General features: G+C 74.5%; 20 protein-coding genes. 9 read left to right on the top strand and 11 right to left on the bottom strand.

Translation table 11 applies throughout. The features are described from left to right. Window positions 1–44 precede the first annotated feature (44 nt). Window positions 45–380, bottom strand: coding sequence for a YnfA family protein (locus tag FJK98_RS17915; protein WP_145920040.1), 336 nt, complete (start codon window positions 378–380; stop codon window positions 45–47). Window positions 381–444: 64 nt separating this feature from the next. Further along, window positions 445–636, bottom strand: coding sequence for a CsbD family protein (locus FJK98_RS17920; protein ID WP_088647084.1), 192 nt, complete (start codon window positions 634–636; stop codon window positions 445–447). Between the two features lie 191 nt (window positions 637–827). On the opposite strand from FJK98_RS17920, the gene FJK98_RS17925 reads away from it, so the two are divergent. Further along, the gene (locus tag FJK98_RS17925; RefSeq protein ID WP_145920041.1) at window positions 828–1,394 is read left to right on the top strand and encodes a histidine phosphatase family protein; all 567 of its coding nucleotides are present in this window, start codon (window positions 828–830) and stop codon (window positions 1,392–1,394) included. A gap of 16 nt (window positions 1,395–1,410) precedes the next feature. Here FJK98_RS17925 and FJK98_RS17930 read toward each other — a convergent pair whose 3' ends face one another. Genes FJK98_RS17930 through FJK98_RS17940 form a run of 3 tightly spaced genes read right to left on the bottom strand, consistent with a single transcriptional unit; the run spans window position 1,411 to window position 3,329 of the window. Then, window positions 1,411–1,902 (bottom strand): Lrp/AsnC family transcriptional regulator, encoded by a 492-nt coding sequence (locus tag FJK98_RS17930; RefSeq protein WP_145920042.1) that lies wholly within the window; start codon window positions 1,900–1,902, stop codon window positions 1,411–1,413. Between the two features lie 59 nt (window positions 1,903–1,961). Continuing rightward, entirely contained in the window at window positions 1,962–2,177 is a 216-nt protein-coding gene (locus tag FJK98_RS17935) for a DUF433 domain-containing protein (RefSeq protein WP_088647100.1), read from the bottom strand. Between the two features lie 9 nt (window positions 2,178–2,186). Further along, window positions 2,187–3,329 (bottom strand): acyl-CoA dehydrogenase family protein, encoded by a 1,143-nt coding sequence (locus tag FJK98_RS17940; protein ID WP_145920043.1) that lies wholly within the window; start codon window positions 3,327–3,329, stop codon window positions 2,187–2,189. Between the two features lie 186 nt (window positions 3,330–3,515). Between FJK98_RS17940 and FJK98_RS17945 the strand changes: the two genes are divergently transcribed. Beyond that, the gene (locus FJK98_RS17945) at window positions 3,516–4,637 is read left to right on the top strand and encodes a glycoside hydrolase family 5 protein (protein WP_145920044.1); all 1,122 of its coding nucleotides are present in this window, start codon (window positions 3,516–3,518) and stop codon (window positions 4,635–4,637) included. 16 nt (window positions 4,638–4,653) lie between these two features. On the opposite strand, the gene FJK98_RS17950 is transcribed toward FJK98_RS17945, so the two are convergent. Then, entirely contained in the window at window positions 4,654–5,721 is a 1,068-nt protein-coding gene (locus FJK98_RS17950; RefSeq protein WP_145920045.1) for a DUF4037 domain-containing protein, read from the bottom strand. Window positions 5,722–5,888: 167 nt separating this feature from the next. Between FJK98_RS17950 and FJK98_RS17955 the strand changes: the two genes are divergently transcribed. Next, entirely contained in the window at window positions 5,889–7,037 is a 1,149-nt protein-coding gene (locus tag FJK98_RS17955) for an SGNH/GDSL hydrolase family protein (RefSeq protein WP_240762113.1), read from the top strand. 31 nt (window positions 7,038–7,068) lie between these two features. Then, complete coding sequence (locus FJK98_RS17960; RefSeq protein ID WP_168222498.1) at window positions 7,069–8,022, top strand: 5'-3' exonuclease; 954 nt, start codon at window positions 7,069–7,071, stop codon at window positions 8,020–8,022. A gap of 24 nt (window positions 8,023–8,046) precedes the next feature. Here FJK98_RS17960 and FJK98_RS17965 read toward each other — a convergent pair whose 3' ends face one another. Both FJK98_RS17965 and FJK98_RS17970 read right to left on the bottom strand, forming a co-directional pair. Then, window positions 8,047–8,934, bottom strand: coding sequence for an MHYT domain-containing protein (locus tag FJK98_RS17965; RefSeq protein ID WP_145920047.1), 888 nt, complete (start codon window positions 8,932–8,934; stop codon window positions 8,047–8,049). A 167-nt stretch (window positions 8,935–9,101) separates the two neighbouring features. Then, window positions 9,102–11,900 carry an RNA helicase gene (locus FJK98_RS17970; protein ID WP_145920048.1) on the bottom strand — a complete coding sequence of 933 codons (2,799 nt, stop codon included), beginning with the start codon at window positions 11,898–11,900 and terminating at the stop codon, window positions 9,102–9,104. Window positions 11,901–11,986: 86 nt separating this feature from the next. Between FJK98_RS17970 and FJK98_RS17975 the strand changes: the two genes are divergently transcribed. Both FJK98_RS17975 and FJK98_RS17980 read left to right on the top strand, forming a co-directional pair. Further along, window positions 11,987–12,754: an HAD family hydrolase gene (locus FJK98_RS17975; RefSeq protein WP_370516911.1), complete on the top strand. Its 768-nt coding sequence runs from the start codon at window positions 11,987–11,989 to the stop codon at window positions 12,752–12,754. Then, a complete protein-coding gene (locus FJK98_RS17980) occupies window positions 12,751–13,641 on the top strand; it encodes a DMT family transporter (RefSeq protein ID WP_194823001.1) in 891 nt (296 codons plus the stop codon). The genes FJK98_RS17975 and FJK98_RS17980 overlap by 4 nt, the downstream gene beginning before the upstream one ends. On the opposite strand, the gene FJK98_RS17985 is transcribed toward FJK98_RS17980, so the two are convergent. Both FJK98_RS17985 and FJK98_RS17990 read right to left on the bottom strand, forming a co-directional pair. After that, entirely contained in the window at window positions 13,604–14,530 is a 927-nt protein-coding gene (locus tag FJK98_RS17985) for a diacylglycerol kinase family protein (protein ID WP_145920049.1), read from the bottom strand. The two genes, FJK98_RS17980 and FJK98_RS17985, sit on opposite strands and share 38 nt — an antisense overlap. 624 nt (window positions 14,531–15,154) lie before the next feature. Then, entirely contained in the window at window positions 15,155–15,478 is a 324-nt protein-coding gene (locus tag FJK98_RS17990) for a TraR/DksA C4-type zinc finger protein (protein ID WP_145920050.1), read from the bottom strand. 392 nt (window positions 15,479–15,870) lie between these two features. On the opposite strand from FJK98_RS17990, the gene FJK98_RS17995 reads away from it, so the two are divergent. From FJK98_RS17995 to FJK98_RS18005, 3 genes are all read left to right on the top strand, one after another. Beyond that, a complete protein-coding gene (locus tag FJK98_RS17995) occupies window positions 15,871–17,529 on the top strand; it encodes an FAD-dependent oxidoreductase (RefSeq protein WP_145920051.1) in 1,659 nt (552 codons plus the stop codon). Continuing rightward, a complete protein-coding gene (locus tag FJK98_RS34685; protein WP_145920052.1) occupies window positions 17,526–18,977 on the top strand; it encodes an ATP-binding protein in 1,452 nt (483 codons plus the stop codon). The genes FJK98_RS17995 and FJK98_RS34685 overlap by 4 nt, the downstream gene beginning before the upstream one ends. 199 nt (window positions 18,978–19,176) lie before the next feature. Next, on the top strand, window positions 19,177–19,932 hold the full coding sequence (locus tag FJK98_RS18005; protein ID WP_145920053.1) for a MerR family transcriptional regulator: 756 nt from the start codon (window positions 19,177–19,179) through the stop codon (window positions 19,930–19,932). A gap of 26 nt (window positions 19,933–19,958) precedes the next feature. Here the strand turns inward: FJK98_RS18005 and FJK98_RS18010 are convergent, their stop codons facing one another. After that, on the bottom strand, window positions 19,959–22,832 hold the full coding sequence (locus FJK98_RS18010) for an AAA family ATPase (RefSeq protein ID WP_205789035.1): 2,874 nt from the start codon (window positions 22,830–22,832) through the stop codon (window positions 19,959–19,961). Window positions 22,833–22,846: the final 14 nt, after the last annotated feature.

Here is a 22,846-nt window from a genome sequence, read left to right on the forward strand (position 1 = left end):
CCCGCCGCCCCCGCGACCCGGACCGGTCCCGGGGGCGGCGGCCGTCACGCCCCGCGCGGCGCGTACATGATCACGGCGACGCCGAGCAGGCAGATCGCCGCGCCCGTCAGGTCCCACCGGTCCGGCCGGAAGCCGTCCACCAACACGCCCCACGCCAGCGACCCCGCCACGAACACCCCGCCGTACGCGGCCAGGATGCGGCCGAAGTTCGCATCCGGCTGGAACGTCGCCACGAAACCGTAGACACCCAACGCGACCACCCCGCCGGCGATCCACCACAACCCCCGGTGCTCCCGCCAGCCCTGCCAGATCAGCCACGCCCCACCGATCTCGGCGAGCGCGGCCAGGACGAACAACACCAGCGAACGGGCGACCAGCATGCCCGCACGCTAACCCGGGTGGCCCCCGCACCGTGCCCAGGGGCCACCCGGGCGGCGCGGACCGTCAGCGCATGGCGTCCCGTACGTCCCGACCGGCGTCCTTGACGTGCTCGCCGGCCTGCCGGGCCCGCGCCTCGCTCTGCTCGGTGGCGCCCTCGGCCCGCATCCGCTCGTTGTCGGTCATGTCGCCGAGCCGCTCCTTAGCGGCGCCGGTCAGCTCCTGGGCCTTGTTCTTGGCCTTGTCGGTGAAGCTCATGTCGCCTCCTGTCGCTGCGGCGGTCACGGGGCGGCGGCCCCGTACCGGTGGCGTCCCCGATCCGGCCGACCCGAAACAGAACCGCGCCGTAGGCGCTGATCAGAAGGGGTGCGCCGGGGCGCACCATCTCTAGGGCATCCTAGGACAATAGGTGGCCGGCTGGGCCCGGCGGATGCTGGTTGACTGGGCGGATGAGCGAGATCATCCTGATCCGGCACGGCGAGACGACGTGGAGCGCCAGCCGGCGGCACACCTCGTACACCGATCTGGAGCTGACCCCCGACGGTGAGCGGCAGGCCCGCGCGCTGGCCGGGGTGCTGACCTGCCAGCGCTTCGCCACCGTGCTCGTCAGCCCCCGACGCCGGGCGCTGCGCACCGCGCAGCTCGCCGGCCTCACCGTCGACGGCACCGACGACGACCTCACCGAGTGGAACTACGGCCGGTACGAGGGCCGCACCACCGCCGACATCCACACCGAGCGCCCCGACTGGAACATCTGGACCGACGGCTGCCCCGACGGGGAGTCCCCCGACCAGGTCGGGGCCCGGGTCGACCGGCTGCTCGGCCGGCTCACACCGCTGCTGGCCCGGGGCGACGTGGCGCTGGTCGGGCACGCCCACCTGCTCCGGGTGGTCGGCGCCCGGTGGATCGGCCTGCCCGCCGCCGGCGGCGGCAAGCTGCGCCTGGACACCGCCACCGTCAGCGCGCTCGGCCACGAACACGGCCGCCCGGTCATCCTGCGCTGGAACGGCCGCTGAGCGGCCGGGGCGGCAGCTACGCCGGGGCCTCCGCGCCGCTGCGGGTACGGCCCCGCAGCTCCCCCACCGCCACCTTCGGCGGACGCCCCTCGTACGGGGTGGACAGCACCACCGTCGTGCGGGTGGTGACGTTCGCGGCGGTGCGGATCTCCTGGAGCACCCGTTCCAGGTCGGCCGGCCCGGCCACCCGCACCAGGAGCAGGTAGAAGTCCTCCCCCGCCACCGAGTAGCAGGAGTCGATCTCGGGCAGGTGGGCCAGCCGCTCCGGCGCGTCGTCCGGCTGCGACGGGTCGAACGGCCGGATCGCCACGAACGCGGTCATCGGCAGATCCAACGCCTCGAACGACACCCGGGCGGTGTACCCGTTGATCACGCCGCGCTGTTCCAGCCGGCGGACCCGCTGGTGAACGGCCGAGACCGACAGGCCGACCCTCTCCGCCAGATCCGTGTACGACAGGCGGCCGTCGGCGGTCAGCGCGGCGACGATGGCACGGTCGGTCTCCTCCACCCGTGCAACCTACCCGGTGGAGCGCTCCCCTGGCGACGACGTCCCGCCCGATGTGACGCTCAGCGGGCCGCCCGGTCGCGCACCGCGTCGGCGGCGAAGTTGAGCACCTCGGCCAGATCCTCCTCGTCGAGGAAGGGCAGATCGGTGAGGATGTCCGTCACCGACATCCCCTCCGCCATCATCGCCAGCAGGGTCGCCACCGGGACGCGGGACTGCCGCACGCAGGGCGCCCCGCCCATCACCTCGGGGTCGATGGTGATCCGGGGAAACGTCACCGGCACAGGTTAGTCCCTCGCCAGCGCCCGGGAGATCACCAGCCGCTGGATCTGGTTGGTGCCCTCGACGATCTGGAGCACCTTCGCCTCCCGCATGTACCGCTCGACCGGGTGGTCGGCCACGTACCCGGCCCCGCCGAGCACCTGCACCGCGTCGGTGGTCACCCGCATCGCCACGTCGGTGGCGAACAGCTTCGCCTTGGCCGCCTCGATCGAGTACGGCCGGCCCGCGTCGCGCAACCGGGCGGCGGCCAACGTCAACGCCCGGGCGGCGGAGATCTGGGTGGCCGCGTCGGCCAGCAGGAAACCCACCCCTTGGAAGTCGACGATCGCCCGGCCGAACTGCTGCCGCTCCCGGGCGTAACCGACGGCGTAGTCCAGCGCCGCCTGGGCCAGACCGACCGCGCAGGCGGCGATGCCCAGCCGCCCCGAGTCCAGCGCGGACATCGCGATGGTGAAGCCCGCGCCCTCCCCACCGATCAGCCGCTCGGCCGGCACCCGGGCGTCGTCGAAGGCGATCTGCGCCACCGGCGACGAGCGCAGCCCCATCGTCCGCTCGGCCGCCTGCGGGGCGATGCCCGGCGTGCCCCGGTCGGCCAGCAGGCAGGAGATGCCCTTCGGGCCCGGCCCGCCGGTACGGCAGAACACGTTGTAGAAGTCCGCCACCCGGGCGTGCGTGATCCACGCCTTGACCCCGGTGACCCGGTAGTCGTCGCCGTCGCGGACCGCCCGGGTGGTCAACGCGGCGGCGTCCGAGCCACCCTGCGGCTCCGACAGGCAGTACGCCCCGAGCAGTTCCCCACCCACCAGCTCCGGCAGCAGCTTGCGTTGGGCGTCGGTGCCGAACTCGGCAAGCGGGTAGCAGGACAGGGTGTGCACGCTGACCGCCTCGGCGACCGCGAGCCACCGGCCGGCGAGGATCTCCAGCACCTGGAGGTAGACCTCGTACGGCTGGGCCGCGCCGCCGTGCTCCTCGGCGTACGGCAGGCCCAGCAGGCCGGCCCGGCCCAGGGTGCGCAGCACCTCGCGGGGGAACTCGGCGCGCTCCTCGAAGCCGGCGGCCCGGGGCGCGAGTTCCCGGTCGGCCAGTTCGGTGGCGAGGTCGAGCAGGTCGTGGGCCTCGTCGGTGGGGAGGATGCGGTCGACAGTCATAGCGCGATGAGCTCCAGAGGTGGGTGAGCCGCCGCCCGTCGTCCGCCGGGCGCCACCCCGTCAGCTTAACGGTCGTTCGGGTCGGGGCCCAGTCCGGCGTGGCCGGCACCCCGGTGAACCGCGCCCGCCGCGGCTACGTACCACCGGACGCCTTCCCCGGTCCCGACGAGCCCGACCGGAGTCCCCATGCACCGACGCACAGCACTGACCTCGACGGGGGTGGCCCTCGCCGCGCTCGTCGCCGGCTGGGCGGCTCTCACCGTCCCCACCGCGAACGCCGAGACCGACGCCGCGCCACCGGCCGCCACCGGCCCGGCCGGCACCGGGACGCCCGAGCCGCCACCGGCCACCCGGGAACCCGCCACCGGGCAACCGGCCGCCGCGCCCGCCGGGTCCCCGGTGGACCGGCACGGCCGGCTGCGGGTGTGCGGGGTGCACCTGTGCGACGCGGCCGGCGAGCCGGTCCAGTTGCGCGGGATGAGCAGCCACGGCCTCCAGTTCTTCCCGGACTGCCTCAACCCCGACTCGCTGGCCGCGCTGCGCACCGACTGGCGGGCCGACTTCGTCCGGGTGGCGATGTACGTCCAGGAGGGAGGGTTCGAGACCGACCCGGCCGGCTTCACCCGCCGGGTCGACGAGGCGGTGGAGACCGCCAGCGCGCTCGGCCTCTACGTGGTGGTCGACTTCCACGTGCTGACCCCCGGCGACCCGCTGGTCAACCTGGACCGGGCCCGGTCGTTCTTCGCCGAGGTCGCCGCCCGGCACGCCGCACGGACCAACGTGCTCTGGGAGATCGCCAACGAACCCAACGGGGTCGACTGGGCCACCATCAAGAGCTACGCCGAACAGGTCATCCCGGTGATCCGGGCCGCCGACCCGGACAGCGTGGTGCTGGTCGGCACCCGGGGCTTCTCCTCCCTCGGCGTGTCCGAGGGCGCCGACGAGACCGAGGTGACCGACGACCCGGTCGACGCCGGGAACATCATGTACACCTTCCACTTTTACGCCGCGTCCCACCGGGACCTGCAACGCGAGACGGTGGCCCGGGCCGCCCGGAGCCTGCCGCTGTTCGTCAGCGAGTTCGGCACCCAGACCTTCACCGGCGACGGCCCCAACGACCTGGACAGCGCCACCACCTGGCTGGACCTGCTGCAACGCCTGAAGATCAGCTACTCGATGTGGAGCTACTCCGACGGCCCGGAGAGCAACTCGGTGTTCCGGCAGGGCACGTGCGCCGGCACCGACTTCACCGGCACCGCCGTGCTCACCGAGTCCGGGCGGTTCATCCGCGCCCGGCTGCGGGGCTGACCGGCCGCCGGGTCCGTCAGCCGGTGACGGCGGCACCGACCCGGCGGACCCGGTCGGCGTGGGTCAGCACGTCCACGCTGTCGACGTACTGGTCCACCGCGCCGACCAGCGGCCGGTCCCGCAGCGCCGGGTCGACGATCGCGGCCCGCAGCACGGCCGCCAACCGGGGCGCGTCGAGTACCAGGAAGGGCCGCCCGTGGAAGGGCCGGGCCGCGACGTCGACCGGCCCGGCCAACCCGGTGTCGTTGGTCCACCCGGCGACCGTCTCCAGCGCCCGCACCAGCCCCGCCTGCCGGTGCGGCCAGTCACCCGGCCCGAGCGCGTCCGCCAGCGCCGCCACCACCGGGCCGGCGTCCGGCAGCGCGGCGAACACGCTGCCGAGCCACTTGTCGTACGGCGGCCAGCGGCGACGGGCCAGCAGGCCGAGCTGCATCAGGTCCCGGGCCACCCGGGCGGCCACCAGCCGGCTGCCCAACGCGTCACCCACCTCGGCGCACCGGCCGACCAGATGCTCGGCGTGCCCCACCCGGGTCCACCCGGCAGCCAGCACGTGCCGCCACACGTCGTCCGGATACCAGGCCAGGGCGGCCCGGACCGCGCCGACCGCGCCGTGCAGGCCGTCGTGGAACACCGCACCACCGGTCACCTCGGCCAGCCGCTGCGTCGGCAGGGACAGCCAGTCGGCGGTGGTTATCGCGACGGTCGGATCGAACCCGAGCCGGCCCCGCAGCCAGTCCCGCCAGCCGACCACCTCGACGCCGGTGCGGTCCCCGGCGACGTCGGGCACCCCCAGCCGGGCGGTCGGCCAGCCGAGGAACCGGGTCGGCCGGCCCAGGAAGCGGGGCGGCAGGTCGGCCAGCGCCGCCCGTACCGACGCCGCCCCGGCCGGATCGGCCAGGAAGACCTGCGCCCGGGGCCCCCAGTCGTGGTCGGTGGAGCGTTCGGTGTCCAGCCCCAGCAGCTCCGAACCGCCGTCGAACAGCCCGGCGGAGTAGCGCAGGCCCGGCAGGTGCCGTGCCAGCAGCGGCCCGACGACCTCGTCGTGGAAACGCCGACACAGCACCAGACCGGGCACGAACTCCATGCCCGCAGTCTCACCCGGCGGCCACCGGGTCGTCACGCCGGTTTCCCACCGGCATCCGCCCCGGCGGCGGAACCGTCGCCGCCGGTCGGTCGTTGGGCCAGCCGTGGACGCGGGACACCGCGTCGCACGTCGTAGGCCCGGTCCCGGACCGGGCGGAGGGAGGGACCGTGTCGTCGACCCGGCTGGTCGTCATGCTGATCGCGGTCGCCGTGACCGTGCTGCCCGGCACCGCGCCCGCGGACGCCGCGCCGGGATGCCGGCCGGCCGGCCCCGCACCGGCCCACGGGGCGGCGGCGTGCACCGGCCCGCACCGGCCCGGACCCGTCGGGGCGTCCACCGCCGGGCGGGTCACCGTCGACGGCCGTCTCGCCCGGTACAGCTGGCCGGGGGTGTACTTCGAGGGCCGGTTCCGGGGCACCGGGGTCGGGATCGTGCTCGACGACGCGGTCAACGACTACACCGTCGAAGTCGACGGGGTGACCGTGGCGACCCTGGTCACCCCGGGGCGGACCACGTACCGGGTGACCGGGCCGACCGCCGGGCGGCACACCGTACGCCTGGTCAAGCGCACCGAGAGCCCGACGGCGGCGGGCGCGTTCGGTGGCTTCGTCGCCGTCGACGGCGGACGGGTCCTGGCCCCGCCGCCCGCCCGCCACCGGCAGATCGAGTTCATCGGCGACTCGCTGACCGCCGGCTACGGCAACCTGTCGACCGACCGGGAGTGCACCGACGCCGAGGCCACCCGCCGCACCGACGCCGACCTCAGCTTCGGCGCGCTCACCGCCCGCCGGTTGGACGCCGACTACCAGCTCAACGCGTACTCCGGGCTGGGGATGGTACGTAACCACGACGGCGGCAGACCCGACGTCACCTACCGCACGTTCTACCCCCGGTCCCTGCTCGCCGTGGACGGCGACGTCTGGGACCGGCCCGCCAGCTGGCGACCGCAGCTGGTCGTGGTCGGGTTGGGCGCGAACGACTTCGCCACCGACCTGCGCCCCGACGAGGCATGGACGCCGCAGAGCCTGCGCCGCGCCTACCGGGACGCCTACCACCGGTTCCTCGACCGGCTCCGGGTCCGGTACGGCCGGGACACCCTCGTCGTGGTGACCGCACAGCAACTGTGGAACACCACCGCCTTCGCCGAGGCCGCCGCGCAGGTGGTACGGGAACGTCACGACCTGGTCCGCTACTGGTACCTCGACGGCGTCGGCCTGGACTACGGCGGCTGCCGCTGGCACCCGTCCCGCAAGGACCACGAGGTGATCGCCGAGCGGCTCGGCGCGTTCCTGGCCACCGTGCCGCTGCGCTGGTGACCGTGCCGGGCACGGCCGGTGGGCGTCCCCCATGTCGTCGGTGGGGTGTGCCAGGCTGTCGGGCGTGGCAGACCAACAGCCGATCCTGCTGATCGACGCCCCCAGCCTCTACTTCCGGGCCTACTTCGGGGTGCCCGAGTCGGCGGCGCGGACCGACGACGGCCAGCCCGTCAACGCCGTGCGCGGGTTCCTCGACATGCTCGCCCAACTGGTCCGCACCCGCCGGCCCGACCGGATGGTCTGCGCGCTCGACCACGACTGGCGGCCCGCCTGGCGGGTGGAGCTGCTGCCGTCGTACAAGGCGCACCGGGTCGCCCCGGAGGGCGGCGAGGAGGTGCCGGACACCCTATCCCCGCAGGTGCCGGTGATCCTCGACGTGCTGGCCGCGATCGGCATCACCGCCGTCGGCGCGACCGGTTACGAGGCCGACGACGTGCTGGGCACCCTGTCGGTCACCCAGCCCGGCCCGGTGGAGGTGGTCTCCGGCGACCGGGACCTGTTCCAGCTCGTCGACGACGACCGCCGGGTCCGGCTGCTCTACATCGGTCGCGGGGTGGCCAAGCTCGACGACTGCGACGACGCCGCCGTCCGGGCCCGCTACGGGGTCCCCGCCGACCGGTACGCCGACTTCGCCGCCCTGCGCGGCGACCCGAGCGACGGGCTGCCCGGGGTGCCCGGGGTGGGCGAGAAGACGGCCGCCCGGCTGATCGACCGCTACGGCGGCCTGTCCGGCATCCTCGCCGCGCTCGACGACCCCGACTCCGGGTTCGCCCCGGGGCTGCGCGCCAAGCTCGACGGCGCCCGCGACTACCTGGCGGTGGCCCCGAAGGTGGTCCGGGTCGCCACCGACGTCCCGCTGCCGGCGCTGCCGACCGCGCTGCCGGCGGCACCCGCCGACCCCGACCGGCTGCTGGAGTTGGCCCAGCGGTGGAACCTGGCCGGCTCGTGCCGGCGGCTGGTCGACGCCCTCGCCGCGCGACCCTGACCGGCCCCGGCGTCCCGACGCCGGTCAGCGCGGCGGTGGGGCGTCCCGACGGGACGGGAACGGGGTGCCCGGCCGGCCCAGGGTGGTCGAGCGGGCACGCAGGCCCACCGGGTCCGGGGCCGCCTCCGGTTCGACGACCGGCGCGTTGACCTGCCGCGCCTGCAGGTAGGCGGCGGCGGCCCGGTCGTCGTCGGTGGGCGCGGCCAGCAGCGCGTACACCAGCCCCACCACCACGAAGATCACCGCGAGGACGATCGGCACCAGCAGGGTGCTCACCCCCGCGCCGGTGACCTCGCCGCGCTGCCCGTGCAGGTGCACCGACAGGGCGCTCATCCCGGTGAAGTGCATGCCGTTGACCGCCACCCCCATCAGCAGGGCGGAACCGGCGATCGCCAGGCCCCGGCGGACGGTCATCGCCAGCCACAGGGCCACGGTGGCCGCGACGACGGCGATGGCCACCGACAGTGCCACCCGGGTGGCCTCGTAGTTCAGGTCACCGTTGAGCCGCATCGCGGCCATCCCGGTGTAGTGCATGGCCGCGACGCCGATCCCGGTGAACAGGCCACCGCCGAGGACCTTCGCGGCGCTGAGCCGGCCGGTGCCGACGATGGCCAGGCCGATCCCGACGGCGGTGACGGCGATCACCGTGCTGGCGGCGGTGAGCGGCACGTCGTACCGGATGCGGGTGCCGGTGACCGCGAACCCGAGCATGGCCATGAAGTGCATCGCCCAGATCGCGGTGCCGCCGATCGCCCACGCGGCCAACAGGCCCCACCAGAAACGCTGACCGGAACCGGTGGCGGTACGGATCCGCCCGGCACAGACCAGACCGAGGAACGAACCGAGCACGGACAGCGCGTAACTCAGCGCCGGTGTGATCCACCCGTACTCAAAGTGATTGATCTCCGCCACGGCGGTCTTCCCCCCACTCATTACCGGCGCGTAGGCGACCGCGCCCGAGCAATGATCGGGGAGGCTCCGAGCAGGCGCAACAGCGACCCCCCGGCAATCCGGGGGGTGCCGTCACGGTGACCGTCCGATGCGTCGATTCACCGCCCGACGGTGACCGAAAGTGATGATCAGGCGGAGGTGTAATGGGCGAGTACGCCCCGGTTCACGGCGGCGATCGCCTGCCGAGCGGTGGCCCGCAGCTCCGTCGACGCCCCGCCGGAGTCGGATAGTTGACCGAGCAGGTCGGCGACCTGTCGGGCCCAGCGGACGAAATCCCCGGCGGGCATCTCCCCGTCGAACTGGTGACCACTGGCGAGCACCTTGGCCAGGGTCTCCCCCCGCGCCCACCGGTAGATCGGCCAGGCGAACCCGAGATCCGGCTCCCGGGTGGCGGTCAGCCCCCGCTGCGCCTCGTCGGCCTCGATCCCGCTCCACAACGCGAGCGTCTCGTCGACCGCGTCGGCGACCGGCCCACGCGGCAGCGACGCCCGCTCGTCGACGTCCCGCCGGGCCTCGAACACCACCACCGACACGGCGGCGGCCAGCTCCGCCGGGGACAGGCCGTCCCAGACACCCCGCCGAAGACACTCGGCGACCAGCAGGTCGGCCTCCGTCCAGATCCGGCCGAGCATCCGACCGGCGTCGGTCACCCCGCCGTCGGCGGACAGGTACCCCCGGGCCGTCAGCAGGGCGACGATCCGGTCGAAGGTCCGGGCCAGCGAGCCCGTCCGCCCCGACACCCGCTGCCGCAGCTCCTCGGTGTCCTTCTCCAACCGGCGGCGCCGCTCCGCCCACCGGGCGTGGTCCTCCCGCTCCGGGCAGGCGTGGCAGGGATGCCGCCGCAACTCGGTACGGAGCTGGCTGAGCCGGTGGTCCTCACCGACGGCCTGCCGGGACCGGCCACCCCGCCGGCCACCGTGCCGGTCCAGCCCGGTGCCGCTGACCTCGGCGGCCAGATCCCGCCGGGCGGCCGGCGACCGGTGGTTGAAGTGCTTGGGCACCCGGATGCGGGCGAGCACCTCGGCCGGGGTGGTGAAGTCGCCGGGACTGACCCGACCCGCCCACCGGTCCTGGGTGAGCACCAGCGGCCGGGGCTCACCGAACCCCCCGGTCGCCGGATCGAGGACGACCGCGAGCCCGGCCCGCCGCCCGGACGGCACCCGGATCACGTCACCGATCCGCAACCGCTCCAACGCCGCCACCGCGGCGGCCTTGCGCTGGGTCTGCCCCTGCCGGGCGATGGCCCGTTCCCGGTCGGCGATGGCCACCCGCAGGGCGAAGTACTCGTCGAAGTCACCCTGGTGGCAGGCCGCCTCGGCGCCGTACGCGTCGATGGTCTCGGTGTTGCGCTGCACCTGACGGGCCAGCCCGACCACCGACCGGTCCGCCTGGAACTGGGCGAACGACGACTCCAGCAGCGCGCGCGCCGGCTCGGCGCCCACGCTCCCGACCAGGTTGACCGCCATGTTGTACGACGGCCGGAAGCTCGACCGCAACGGGTAGGTACGGGTGGAGGCCAGGCCCGCCACGTGCCGGGGGTCGGTCTCGGGCGACCACACCACCACGGCGTGCCCCTCGACGTCGATGCCCCGTCGACCGGCCCGCCCGGTGAGCTGCGTGTACTCCCCCGGGGTGAGATCGACGTGGGCCTCGCCGTTGAACTTGACCAGCCGCTCCAGCACCACGCAACGGGCCGGCATGTTGATCCCCAACGCCAGGGTCTCGGTGGCGAACACCGCCTTGACCAGGCCCCGGACGAACAACTCCTCGACGACCTCCTTGAACACCGGCAGCATCCCGGCATGGTGGGCGGCCAGACCACGCTCCAACCCGTCGAGCCACTCCCAGTAGCCCAGCACGGTCAGATCCTCGCCGGGGATCGCGGTGACCCGGGACTCCACCACCCGACGGATCTCGGCACGTTCCTCCGCCGAGGTCAGCCGCAGACCGGCCGCCAGGCACTGCTGCACGGCGGCGGCGCAGCCGGCCCGGCTGAAGATGAACAGGATCGCCGGGAGCAGCCCCTCCCGGTCGAGCCGGTCGACGATGTCCGGACGCAGCGGCCCCCGCCAGCGCGGACCACGCCGACCGCCGCCGGGACCGGCGCCGCGCCCCTCCCCCAGCTCCAGCCGGCGGGTCTGCTCCCGGGTGTAGCGCAGCAACTCCGGATGCACGTCGTGCTTACGGGCCGCGTCGGCGTCGTGGAACAGGTCGAACATCCGCCGCCCGACCAGCATGTGCTGCCACAACGGCACCGGCCGGTGCTCGCTGACCACCACCGCCGTCTCACCGCGCACGGTGACCAGCCAGTCGGCGAACTCCTCGGCGTTGGAGACCGTCGCCGACAGCGACACCAGGGTCACCGAGGAGGGCAGGTGGATGATCACCTCTTCCCACACCCCGCCCCGGAACCGGTCGGCGAGGTAGTGCACCTCGTCCATCACCACGTACGCCAGGCCGGCCAGGGTGGCCGAGCCGGCGTAGAGCATGTTGCGCAGCACCTCGGTGGTCATCACCACCACCGGGGCGTCCCCGTTGATCGCGTTGTCGCCGGTGAGCAGCCCGACCTGCGCGGCGCCGTAACGCTGCACCAGGTCGTGGTACTTCTGGTTGGACAACGCCTTGATCGGCGTGGTGTAGAAGCACTTGCGCCGGGTGCCGGGCGGCGCGCCCCCGGCCGGCGACGCCGCGCCCGGCGCGCCCCGCAACGCGAGGTGCACGGCGAACTCACCGACCACCGTCTTGCCCGCCCCGGTCGGGGCGCAGACCAGCACCCCGCTGCCCCGTTCCAGCGACTGGCACGCCTCACGCTGGAAGTCGTCGAGGTCGAACCCCAGGTCGAGGGTGAACTCTTCCAGGGCCGGGAACTGGGCGGCCTGGGCAGCCCGGCGACGTGCCTCGGCGTACCGCTCGGCGGGGCTCGACATGTCAGCAAGATTAATCGGTGCCACCGACGCTTACCCGGCAAGGCCGTCCGGCACGACGGTCGGAGCGGGTCGGTAGGGTGCACGACGTGCCGGATCATGCCGAACCGTCCCAGACCCCGAACGGCGTCACGCACGCCACCCGGGCGGGCGCGTCCCGCCATCGCGTGGAGGCGGTGCTCTTCGACTTCCACGGCACCCTCGCCCAGGTCGAACCGGCCCACGACTGGGTGGTCGCCGCCGCGGCGACGTGCGGGGTCGAGCTGGAACGGATGCGGGCCACCGCGCTGGCCGACCGGCTGCTCACCGCCGGCCGGGCCGGCGGCCCGCCGCCCGCCCGGGTACCGCCCCGGCTGGCCGAACTCTGGGCCGACCGGGACCTCTACGAACACGCCCACCGGGCCGCGTACACCGGGCTGGCCGAGACGGTGGACGCCGGGATCGAGGGCTTCGCCGAGGCGCTCTACGAGCGGGTGCTGGCCCCGGACGGCTGGGTGCCCTACCCGGACACCGCGCCGGTGCTCACCGCGCTCCGCGACGCCGGCATCCCGGTGGCGGTGGTCAGCAACATCGGATTCGACATCCGCCCGCTCTTCACCGCCTGGGGCCTGGCCGACCTGGTCGACGCGTACGCGCTGTCGTACGAGGTGGGGCGGTGCAAGCCGGACCCGGGCATCTTCCTGCGCGCCTGCGGGATGCTGCGGGTCGACCCGGAGCGGACCCTGATGGTCGGCGACACCCCGGCCGACGCCGGGGCCGTCGCCGCCGGCTGCGGGGTGCTGGTGCTGCCGGCCGCCGGAGCGGGCCGCCCCAGCGGCCTCGGCACCGTGCTCGACCTGGCCCTGCCCTCCCCGTGACCGGCTCGTCCGGCCGGGCGACGGCGGTCGGGCTGGTGCTCGGCGGGGCGTTGTCGGTGCACTTCGGCTCCGCCGTCGCCGCGCTGCTCTTTCCCCGGGTCGGCGTCCCCGGCACGGTCACCCTGCGGCTGGCCATCGGGGCGGTGCTGATGCTGCTGGTGTGCCGCCCCCGGCTGCGCGGGCACGACCGGGCCGACTGGCTGGCCGTGGGCGCGTTCGGGCTCGCCCTGGCCGGCATGAACTCGGTCTTCTACCAGGCCATCGAACGCATCCCGCTCGGCCCGGCGGTGACCTTGGAGGTGCTCGGGCCGCTCACCCTGTCGGTGCTGACCGCCCGCCGGTGGACGGCCTGGTGCTGGGCGGGCCTCGCGCTGGCCGGGGTGGCGCTGCTCGGCCAGGGCGGCTTCGACCGGCTGGACCCCGTCGGCGTCGGCCTCGCGCTCGCGGCGGGCGCGCTGTGGGCCGCGTACATCGTCTGTTCGGCGCGGGTCGGCGGGCGGTTCCCCCGGGCCGACGGGCTGGCCCTCGCCCTGGCCCTGGCCGCGCTGCTGTCCCTGCCGTTCGGCCTGGCCGACGCCGGGGCGCGGCTGTGGCATCCGGGGGTGCTCGCCCTCGGGGCCGGGCTGGCGCTGCTCGCCTCGGCGCTGCCCTACACGCTGGAACTGCTGGCCCTGCGCCGGCTGGCCACCTCGACGTTCGCCGTGCTGATGAGCCTCGGTCCGGCGCTCGCCGCGCTCGCCGGCTGGCTGATCCTGGGGCAGGATCTGCACCCGGTCGAGGTGCTGGCGATCGGCCTGGTGGTCGTCGCCAGTATCGGTGCGGTCCGGGCCGCCGCCCCGCGTGGGCCGCTCACCGCAGCAGACGCACCGCCCGAGGCACCGCACTGATCCGTACCGGCAGGTCCAGGGACCGCTCCCCGTCGGCGTACGTGGTGATGCCCTCGGCGGCCAGTTCCACGGTGCGGGCCCGGAAGCTGCTCGCCAGCGGATGCGTCACGTGGGTGCCGGCGTAGATGCGCGGTTTGACCCGGATCAGGGTACGCCTGTCGAAGCGGCCGCCGACCACCACGTCCAACAGTCCGTCGGTGAGGTCGGCGGCGGGGCAGATCCGCATCCCGCCCCCGTACCTGGCACCGTTGCCCACCGCCACCAGCACCGCGTCCACCTCGTGCGGGACGCCGTCGAGGCGCAGCGTGTAGCGGCGCGGACGCAACCGGGCCAGCTCGACGAGGATCGCCAGGTCGTACCGGCGGGGGCCGCGCGGCCAGCGCATCCGGTTGGCCCGCTCGTTGACGATCGCGTCGAAGCCGGCGGCGAGGACCGCCCCGTACCAGCGGTCGGTGCCGTCGCCGCCGGTCATCCGGGCCAGGTCGACCGGGCGGGTACGGCCGGCCCGCAGTGCGGCGGCGATCACCGCGACGACGGCGAGCGGATCGGCCGGGAAACCCGCGTCGGCGGCGAAGTCGTTGCCGGTGCCGACCGGCACCGGGGCGAACGGCACCGCCGTACCGCCGACGGCCTGCAGGGCCCGGTGGACCGTGCCGTCGCCACCGACCGCGACCAACGCGGACGCCCCGGCGGCGACCGCCGCGTGGCAGGCCGCCTCCGCCCCGGCGGGGTCGTGCGCGGTGAGCAGCTCCACCGGGCGGCCGGCGGCGGCGAGGCCGTCGAGGACCCGGGGCAGCAGCGCCCGGTGCCGGCCCCGGCCGGCGACAGGGTTGGCGAGCACGGCGACCGGGCCGGCCACCCGACGATCGTCTGCGGTCACGGCGAGCACCGTACCGGCTCGACCGGCCCACGGGCTGACCCCGATTCCGTCCTCTCCCTACCCGGTCCGGTGACCGTTCTTCCGTGTTCGGTCGGTGGGCCGGGGTCACCACCTCCAGGGCATCCTAGGCTGCTAGGTGGAAAGGATCGGCCGGCCGGTCCTTCCGGGTACCGCCGCGCCCCGGGGAGGGGGGATGTGGGCGGCCCATCCGGAACTGGGCCGGGGTTGTCTCGGGCCGCAGGTGCGGTGCGCGTCCTTTCGATCTGACGACGTCAACGACTCAGTTCCCGGTCAGGCACACCACAGGCAGGTTTCGCGGTCTCTCGGGTGTGCACCTCGACGGGTGATGCGTCAACGTCATCAGCTCGAAAGGATGCGAAACCACCACTGGGGCCCACCCACCCGGGCCGGCCCCACCCGCCTGCTCTCCAGCGCCGCGCACCGGCCCCGGCCGTGTGAGGAGCCCGACGTGTGAGGAGTCCGGCGTCGACAGGTGATCTCAAGCGCTGGGATCTCGTGCCGGCATCGCACCCGCGCGACGGCGACGACACGCCGCGCAGGTGACGATGCCGGCGCCGGGACCGGCCGGCGGCGCACACAAACCGGCCCGCCGACGGTGCCGGGTGTGGCGGGTCAGCCGTGTGCCTTCTGCTGGCAGGGGACGCAGAAGCGGGCCTGCGGCAGCACCTCCAGCCGTTCGGCCGGGATCGACACCTGGCAGCGTTCGCAGCGGCCGTAGCTCCCCTCGGCGATCCTGCGCAACGCGCCCGCCAGGTGGTCCAGGCTCTGCCGGGTGGCCGCGATCAGCGCGCCCCGGGTGTGCGCCTCGGCCGGGTCGCCGGTGTCGGCGGTCAGCTCGGTCAACCGGGCGGTCTGCGACGCGAACTGGTCGGTGAGGCTCTGGCGGAGCATGGTCAGCCGGTGCTGGTCGGCCTGGTCGTGCAGATCGGTGCTCATGGACGGGTCCTTTCGGGCTGGGTGCCTCGGGTCACAGGGTCGGGAAATAGAAAAAGGGCCGAAGCCTGCTGGCTTCGCCCTGGTGGCCGTTCCGGAGGATGCTCGGTCTCCGGGTGGGCCACGCCCGGCGGGGATCGGGCTCGGCCGCCCCTGGGTGGGCACGACGGCGGGCAGGGTCGCGCCGGGAACCGCCGCCCCGCGCCGGCCGACCACGACCACCGCCACCGGGAAACCGGTGGCGGTCGGGCGGGGGCTGACGGCCGGGGACATGCGGCCCACCATAGGCCGTGTCCGGGAGAAAACCAACGGATAACCACCGTCGGGCCACCCACCCCCGGACCGCCGTCGGCGGCACGGACGCCCGGCCCGACGGCTGTGCTTACATGGGCACCATGGCACAGCCGGTGATCCTCACCATCGACGACGACCCCGCCGTCTCCCGGGCGGTCGCCCGCGACATCCGCCGCCGGTACGGCGACCGCTACCGGGTGGTCCGGGCCGACTCCGGCCCCGGCGGGTTGGAGGCGCTGCGGGAGATCAAGCTGCGGGGCGAACGGGTGGCGGTGCTGCTGGCCGACTACCGGATGCCCGAGATGAACGGCATCCAGTTCCTGGAGGCCGCGATGGACCTCTTCCCCGCCGCCCGCCGGGTGCTGCTGACCGCGTACGCCGACACCGACGCGGCGATCGACGCGATCAACGTGGTCGACCTGGACCACTACCTGCTCAAGCCGTGGCACCCGCCGGAGGAGAAGCTCTACCCGGTGGTGGACACCCTGCTGGAGGCCTGGGCGGCCAGCCCCGACCAGGCCAGCGACGAGATCCGGGTGGTCGGGCACCGCTGGTCGGCCCCGTCGTTCGCGGTCCGCGACTTCCTCGCCCGCAACCTGGTGCCCTACCGCTGGCTGCTCACCGACGACCCGGAGGGCGGTCGGCTGCTCGCCGCCGCCGGTGCCGACGCCACCGACGTGCCGCTGGTGGTCACCCCGGACGGCAAGGCGCTGGTCGCCCCGACGGAGGCGGAACTGGCGGCGGTGGCCGGGCTCACCGTCGCCCCGTCCGCCGACTTCTACGACGTGGTGGTGGTCGGCGGCGGCCCGGCCGGGCTGGGCGCCGCCGTCTACGGGGCGTCGGAGGGGCTGCGCACCGTGCTGGTGGAGCGGCGGGCCACCGGCGGCCAGGCCGGGCAGAGCAGCCGGATCGAGAACTACCTCGGATTCCCCGACGGGGTCTCCGGAGCCCAGCTCACCGACCGGGCCCGCCGGCAGGCGCTGAAGTTCGGCGCTGAGCTGCTCAGCACCCGCGAGGTGGTGGGGCTGGAGAGCGCCGGGGCGGCCCGGCTGCTGCACTTCGGTGACGGCAGCACCATCGCCGCGCACACGGTGGTGCTGGCCACCGGGGTCTCCTACCGGGTGCTCGACGCGCCGGGCCTGGCCGACCTGACCGGGCGCGGGGTGTTCTACGGCGCGGCGTCGACCGAGGCGCCCAGCTGCGTCGACCAGGACGTCTGGATCGTCGGCGGGGCCAACTCCGCCGGCCAGGCGGCGGTGCACTTCTCCCGGTACGCCAGCCGGGTGCACCTGCTGATCCGGGGCGCCGACCTGACCGCGTCGATGTCGTCGTACCTGATCCAGCAGTTGGACCGGATCGACCGGATCGTGGTGCACCCGCACACCGAGGTGGTCGGCGGCGAGGGCGACGACCACCTGGAGCGGCTACGGCTGCGGGACACCCGCAGCGGCGACGTCCGCGAGGTGGACGCCTCCTGGCTGTTCATCTTCATCGGCGCGGAGCCGCGCACCGAATGGCTGGACGGGGTGCTGGTCCGCGACGGGCGGGGCTTCATCGTCGCCGGCCCCGACCTGACGGCGGGTGGCCGGAAACCACCCGGTTGGACCCTCGACCGCGACCCGTACCACCTGGAGTCGAGCCTGCCGGGGGTGTTCGCCGCCGGTGACGTGCGGGCTTCCTCGGTCAAGCGGGTCGCCTCGGCGGTCGGTGAGGGTGCGATGGCCGTCGCGCTGGTACACCGCTACCTGGAGGCACAGTGAGCGACTCGGACGAACGACTCACCCCGGAGCAGCTGCGGGAGCTGTTCCTGTTCGCCGCCCTCGACCCGGAACAGCTCGACTGGCTGGCCGAACACGGCCGGGTCGAGCAGCGGGCCGCCGGCACCGTCGTCTACGCCGAGGGTGAGGAGGCGACCTGCTTCTTCACCCTGCTCTCCGGCACCGTGTCGATGAGCCGGCGGGTGCACGGCGACGACCTGGAGGTCACCCGCACCGACCAGCGCGGCGTGTACGGCGGGGCCACCCAGGCGTACCTCGGCGCACAGGTCGACCAGGTCTACCTGAACACGCTGCGGGCGGTCACCGACGCCGCGTTCCTGGTGCTGCCCGCCGAGACGTTCGCCCACGCGGTGCGTACCTGGTTCCCGATGGCCATGCACCTGCTGGAGGGGCTGTTCTTCGGGATGCGCGACACCCAGACCATCATCGGCGAGCGGGAACGGCTGCTCGCCCTGGGTTCGCTGTCGGCCGGGCTCACCCACGAGCTGAACAACCCGGCCGGCGCGGCGGTCCGGGCCACGTCGGCGTTGCGCGACCGGGTCGCCGGGATGCGGCACAAGCTGGCGATGATCGCCGACGGTCGGCTCGACGGCCGGCGGCTGCACACCCTGGTGGAGTTGCAGGAGGAGGCGGTGAAGCGGGCCGCCCGCGCGCCGCAGCTGTCCCCGATGGCGGCCAGCGACGCCGAGGACGCGTTGGCCGACTGGCTGGACGAACAGCGGGTCACCGCCGGCTGGGACCTCGCGCCGACGCTTGTCGCCGCCGGCCTGGACACCGCGTGGCTGGAGCAGGTCCGCGAGGTGGTCGGCCAGCAGGACCTGGAGTCGGCGGTGCGGTGGCTGTCGTACACGTTGGACACCGAGCAGTTGATGGCCGAGATCGACGACGCGGTCACCCGGATCTCCACCCTGGTCGGCGCGGCCAAGCAGTACTCGCAGCTGGACCGGGCCCCGCACCAGGTGGTGGACGTGCACGACCTGCTCGACGCCACCCTGGTCATGTTCAAGGCCAAGGTCCCGCCGGGGGTCCGGGTAGTCCGGGAGTACGACCGGGGCCTGCCGCCCATTCCGGCGTACGCGGCCGAGCTGAACCAGGTGTGGACGAACCTGATCGACAACGCGCTGTCGGCGATGGGCGCGGACGGCACCCTGACGTTGCACACCGGTCGGGCCGGCGACCTGCTGGCCGTCGAGGTCGTCGACACGGGGCCGGGGATTCCCGAGGCGGTCCGGCCGCGTATCTTCGAGCCGTTCTTCACCACCAAGGCCGTCGGTGAGGGCACCGGGCTGGGGCTGGACATCTCGTACCGGATCGTGGTCAACAAGCACCACGGCGACATCCGGGTGGAGAGTGTGCCGGGCTCGACCGTGTTCCGGGTGCTGCTGCCGTTCACCGCCCCGGCCCGCGTCACCGACGCCCCGGGACGCTGACAGCGAACCGTTCCGTCCAGGACCATCGTGATCGCGCGGTCACGGAGGATAATGGTTGGTCGCCGTCGGGGGCAAGTAGTGGTTCCCCTTCTGTCGCGCGGGCAGACCCGGCCATACGCTCGGCCGCGGGGAGTCTGCCGTCCGCCGCAACCGGCCGGCAGGTCGCCGTACCCCGTCCCCGACGCAGGCGGAGGCCACCGTGACCATCGACCGGGTGACGACCGGGCCGGCGACCGCCGGTGCCCCGGTCGGCTACACCGTGGAGGAACTCGCCCGTAAGGTGGGCATGTCGGCGCGGAACATCCGTGCCCACCAGGCCCGCCGGCTGCTGGCACCCCCGGTGCGCCGGGGTCGGGTCGCGCTCTACGACGACTCCCACGTCCGCCGGCTGGAGGCCATCCTGACCCTGCAACGGCAGGGCTTCAACCTGGTCTCCATCGAGGCGATGCTCGGCGTCCGGACCGGTGACGAGACCCCCGACGGGCTGACCGCGATGCTGCAACGGCTGGCCGCCGAACGTCCCGCGTTGACCCACGCGCTGACCCGGCACGGGGTGATCGGGCGGGCCCCGGACGGGACGGTGCGTACGGTGCGGCCCCGGCCGTTGCGTGCCGCGTTGGACCTGCACCGGGTCCGGATGGGCACGGTGCCGGCGTTGCAGGCGCTCAGTGAGGTGCTCGACAGCGTCCGGCCCCTCGCCGACGAACTGGTCTCGGCGGTCACCGCCCGGATGTTGACGCTCGCCCCGGAACTGGGTGGCAGCGGGTCCCGGCCGTCGTGGTCCGACGGGGACCGGGAGACGATCCTGCTCACCCAGGGGGTGGTGAACGTGCTCACCGAGGCGTTCCGGTTGGCGGTGGAGCACCAGGCCGAGGCGCACATCGCGGGCCTGCTGGACAACGGCTCCGGCGCGCCGACGCCCGTCGGGGACGCCGCCCTGGTCGACAAGGGCTGACGCGCCGGCCGGACCGGGCGTCCCGGTCAGCGGTCGGTGTCGTCGAAACGGGACACCCAGGCGACCAGACCGGACCGGGACTCCACGCCCGCCTTGCGGTAGATCCGGGTCAGGTGCGCCTCCACGGTGCGGGGGCTGATGTGCAGCTGACGGCCGATCAGGCGGTTGGTGACGCCGGTGCTGGCCAGCCGGGCGATGTGCCACTCCCGGTCGGTCAGGGCGGTCTCGGTGAGCGCCCGCACCGGCCGGGCCAGGCGCAGGCCGACCCGTTCGGTGCCGCACCGGGCGGCCAGCTCCTGTGCCCGGCGGCGGGCCCGGAGGGCGGGGCCGCCCTGGTCGACCGCCTCGGAGGCCCGGGCGATGGCGACCAGGGCGAGGCTGTGCCGCAGCATCATGCCGGCGGCCCGGAACCGGTCCGCCGCGGTGCGCAGGTACGGCAGCGCCGTCAGCACCTCGCCCCGGGCGAGCAGCACCTCCCCGTACGCCGATTCGGCGAAGGCGTGCTGACCGGGCAGGCCGAGCAGGTCGGCGGCGGCCAGCGCGGCGCGGGCCCGCCGGTACGCCTCGGGCAGGTCCCCGGCGGCCAGGGCGGCGGCGCAGAGTAGTTCGTGCCACATCGGTCGCAGGGATGCCTGCAGACGGGTGAGCCGGCTGTCGCCACCGGCGTCCGTGAGCATCTCCACACAGGTGGCGGGGTCCCCGGCGAGCAGCGTCGCGGTGGCCAGCGCGGTCGCCGCGGTCCGTCCCGACCAGCTGTCGAGGTCGTTGGCGAGGTCCACGGCGGTGCGGGCCAGGGCCACCGCCCGATCGTCGTCGCGCGGGCCGCCCCGCCACGCGGTGGCCTGCGCCTCGAAGGCGAGGGCGAAGCTGAGCAGGGAGCGGCTGCCGATCCGGCGGGCGATGCCGCCGGCCTCGGTGGTCAGTCCGATCACGGTGCCGAGCTGGCCCCGGTGGTAGGCGACCTGGCTGCGGCCGAGCAGCAGTTGGCACAGGCCGTCGTCGCGGTGGGCGTCACGGACCAGGGTGATCCCCCGGTCGAGGTGCCGGGTGGCGTCGGCGGGGCGTTCCAGGAACAGCTCGGCCAGTCCGAACGCCAGCAGGCAGTCGGGGCGCTCGCGCAGGTCCCGGTCGGGCAGCGCGTCGACGATCGGCGCGCCGGCGGCGAGCAACTCCCGGGCGATCTGCACCTCGCCGTCGTGGGCGGCGGCGAGTCCGCGGACGGCCAGCAGGCCGGCCCGGTCGATGCCGCTGGCCTCGCCGTCGGGTGCGCCGCCGGGCACCGGCGACGGGTGACCGGACAGGATGCCGATCGCGCCGAGTTCGGTGGCGAGCTGGTACGCCCCGGCGGTCGGCGTCGGCGTCCCGACCAGTTCCCGGCGGCTGATCGCGGCGGCCTCGGCGTAGTTGCCGAGCAGGCGTTCCACCCGTACCCACTGGGCGACGGCGGCGGCCCGGCGGCCGGTCGGATCGACGGGCAGTTCGGGGACGACCTCCCGCAGCAGGGCGCGGCTCTCGGCGAGGTTGCCCATCTCGCCGGTGATCCGGGCCAGCAGCAGGGTGACGTCGTGCCGGGTGTCCGGGGAGCCGGCCGGCGGGCGTACCGCGTGCAACGCCGTCCGCAGCCAGCGGACGGCCAGTTCCGGGGCGTCGCCGCGGATCTCCCCGGCGGCGCGGCAGAGCACGTCGACGTAGGGTTCGACCGGCCGGCCGTGGGGCAGGCCGAGCAGGTGTTCGGCCTGGGCCACCCGCTCGGCCGGCGGGGCCTGCCGGGCGAGCAGCACGGTCAACGCCCGGTGGTGTGCCTCCGCCCGCCAGGCCGGGTCGGTGTCCTGCGTGACCGCCGCGCGCAGCACCGGATGCCGGAAGGTGAACCGGGCCGTGGCCGGGACGACCCGCAGCAGGTCCCGGCGGACCAGTCGCCAGGCGGACTCGGTCACCTCCCGGGCCGGCAGGCGGGCGACCTCGGCGAGCAGGTCCACCCCGCACGGTGTGCCGCACACGGCCGCGGCGCGCAGGCACGTCGCGTCGACCGGGGACAGGCCGGCCCACTCGGCGCGCAGGGTGGCCACGGCCCGGTCGGTGAGCCGGGGCCCGGCGGTCGACGGGGGGTCCCGGTCGCCGTCCGGGCCGACGCCGTCCAGCGCGGCGAGGTAGCCGGGGTTGCCGGCGGCCCGGTCGTGCCGGCGGCCCAGTTCGGCCGGGTCGTCGTGCGGGTACAGCGCGACGGTGTCGGCGAGGCTGAGGGGTCCCAGTTCGATCCGCTCCCGGCCCCGGCCGCCGGGGACGCCGGCGTCGGGCGGGCCGAACGGCATCGCGGTGTCGAGTTGGCGGGGCCGGTAGACCAGGAGCAGCAGCAGCGGCGCGGGCACCGGGTAGCGCAGCAGGTGGGTGACGAGCCCGGTGGACGAGGTGTCGGCCCAGTGCAGGTCGTCCAGGACGAGGGCCAGCCCGTCCCGGGCGGCCAGGGTGAGCAGCCGGCGGGCCAGTTGGTAGGTGCGGAACTGGCGTACGTCGAGCGGGCCGACGGGGCGCAGGGCCGGCAGGCCGTCGGGTTCGGCCCCGGCGGTGGGCCGCCCCGGGTCGGCGCGGGCGGGGTGGGGGGCGCCGAAGGCGTGCCGGAAGACGTGGAACGGGATGTCCCGCTCAGCCTCGACGCAGGTGCCGACGGCCCGGGGCAGGGCCGGGGCGCAGCTGTCGAGGGCGGCGTGGACGAGGCGGGTCTTGCCGATCCCCGGGTCGCCGACCACCTCGCACACCACCTGGGTGCCGGTGCGGACGCTGTCGGCGTGGGCGGCGCGGATGCGGGCGACCTCCGGCCGCCGTCCGACGAATGGTGAGCCGGACAGCGCATCCTCCAGCCCAGCTGCCGTCACGCAGATCACGTGCATTCCCTGCGACACTCCAATAAGGATTG

The sequence above is a fragment of the Micromonospora sp. HM134 genome, from assembly GCF_007833915.1.
GTDB lineage: Bacteria > Actinomycetota > Actinomycetes > Mycobacteriales > Micromonosporaceae > Micromonospora > Micromonospora wenchangensis.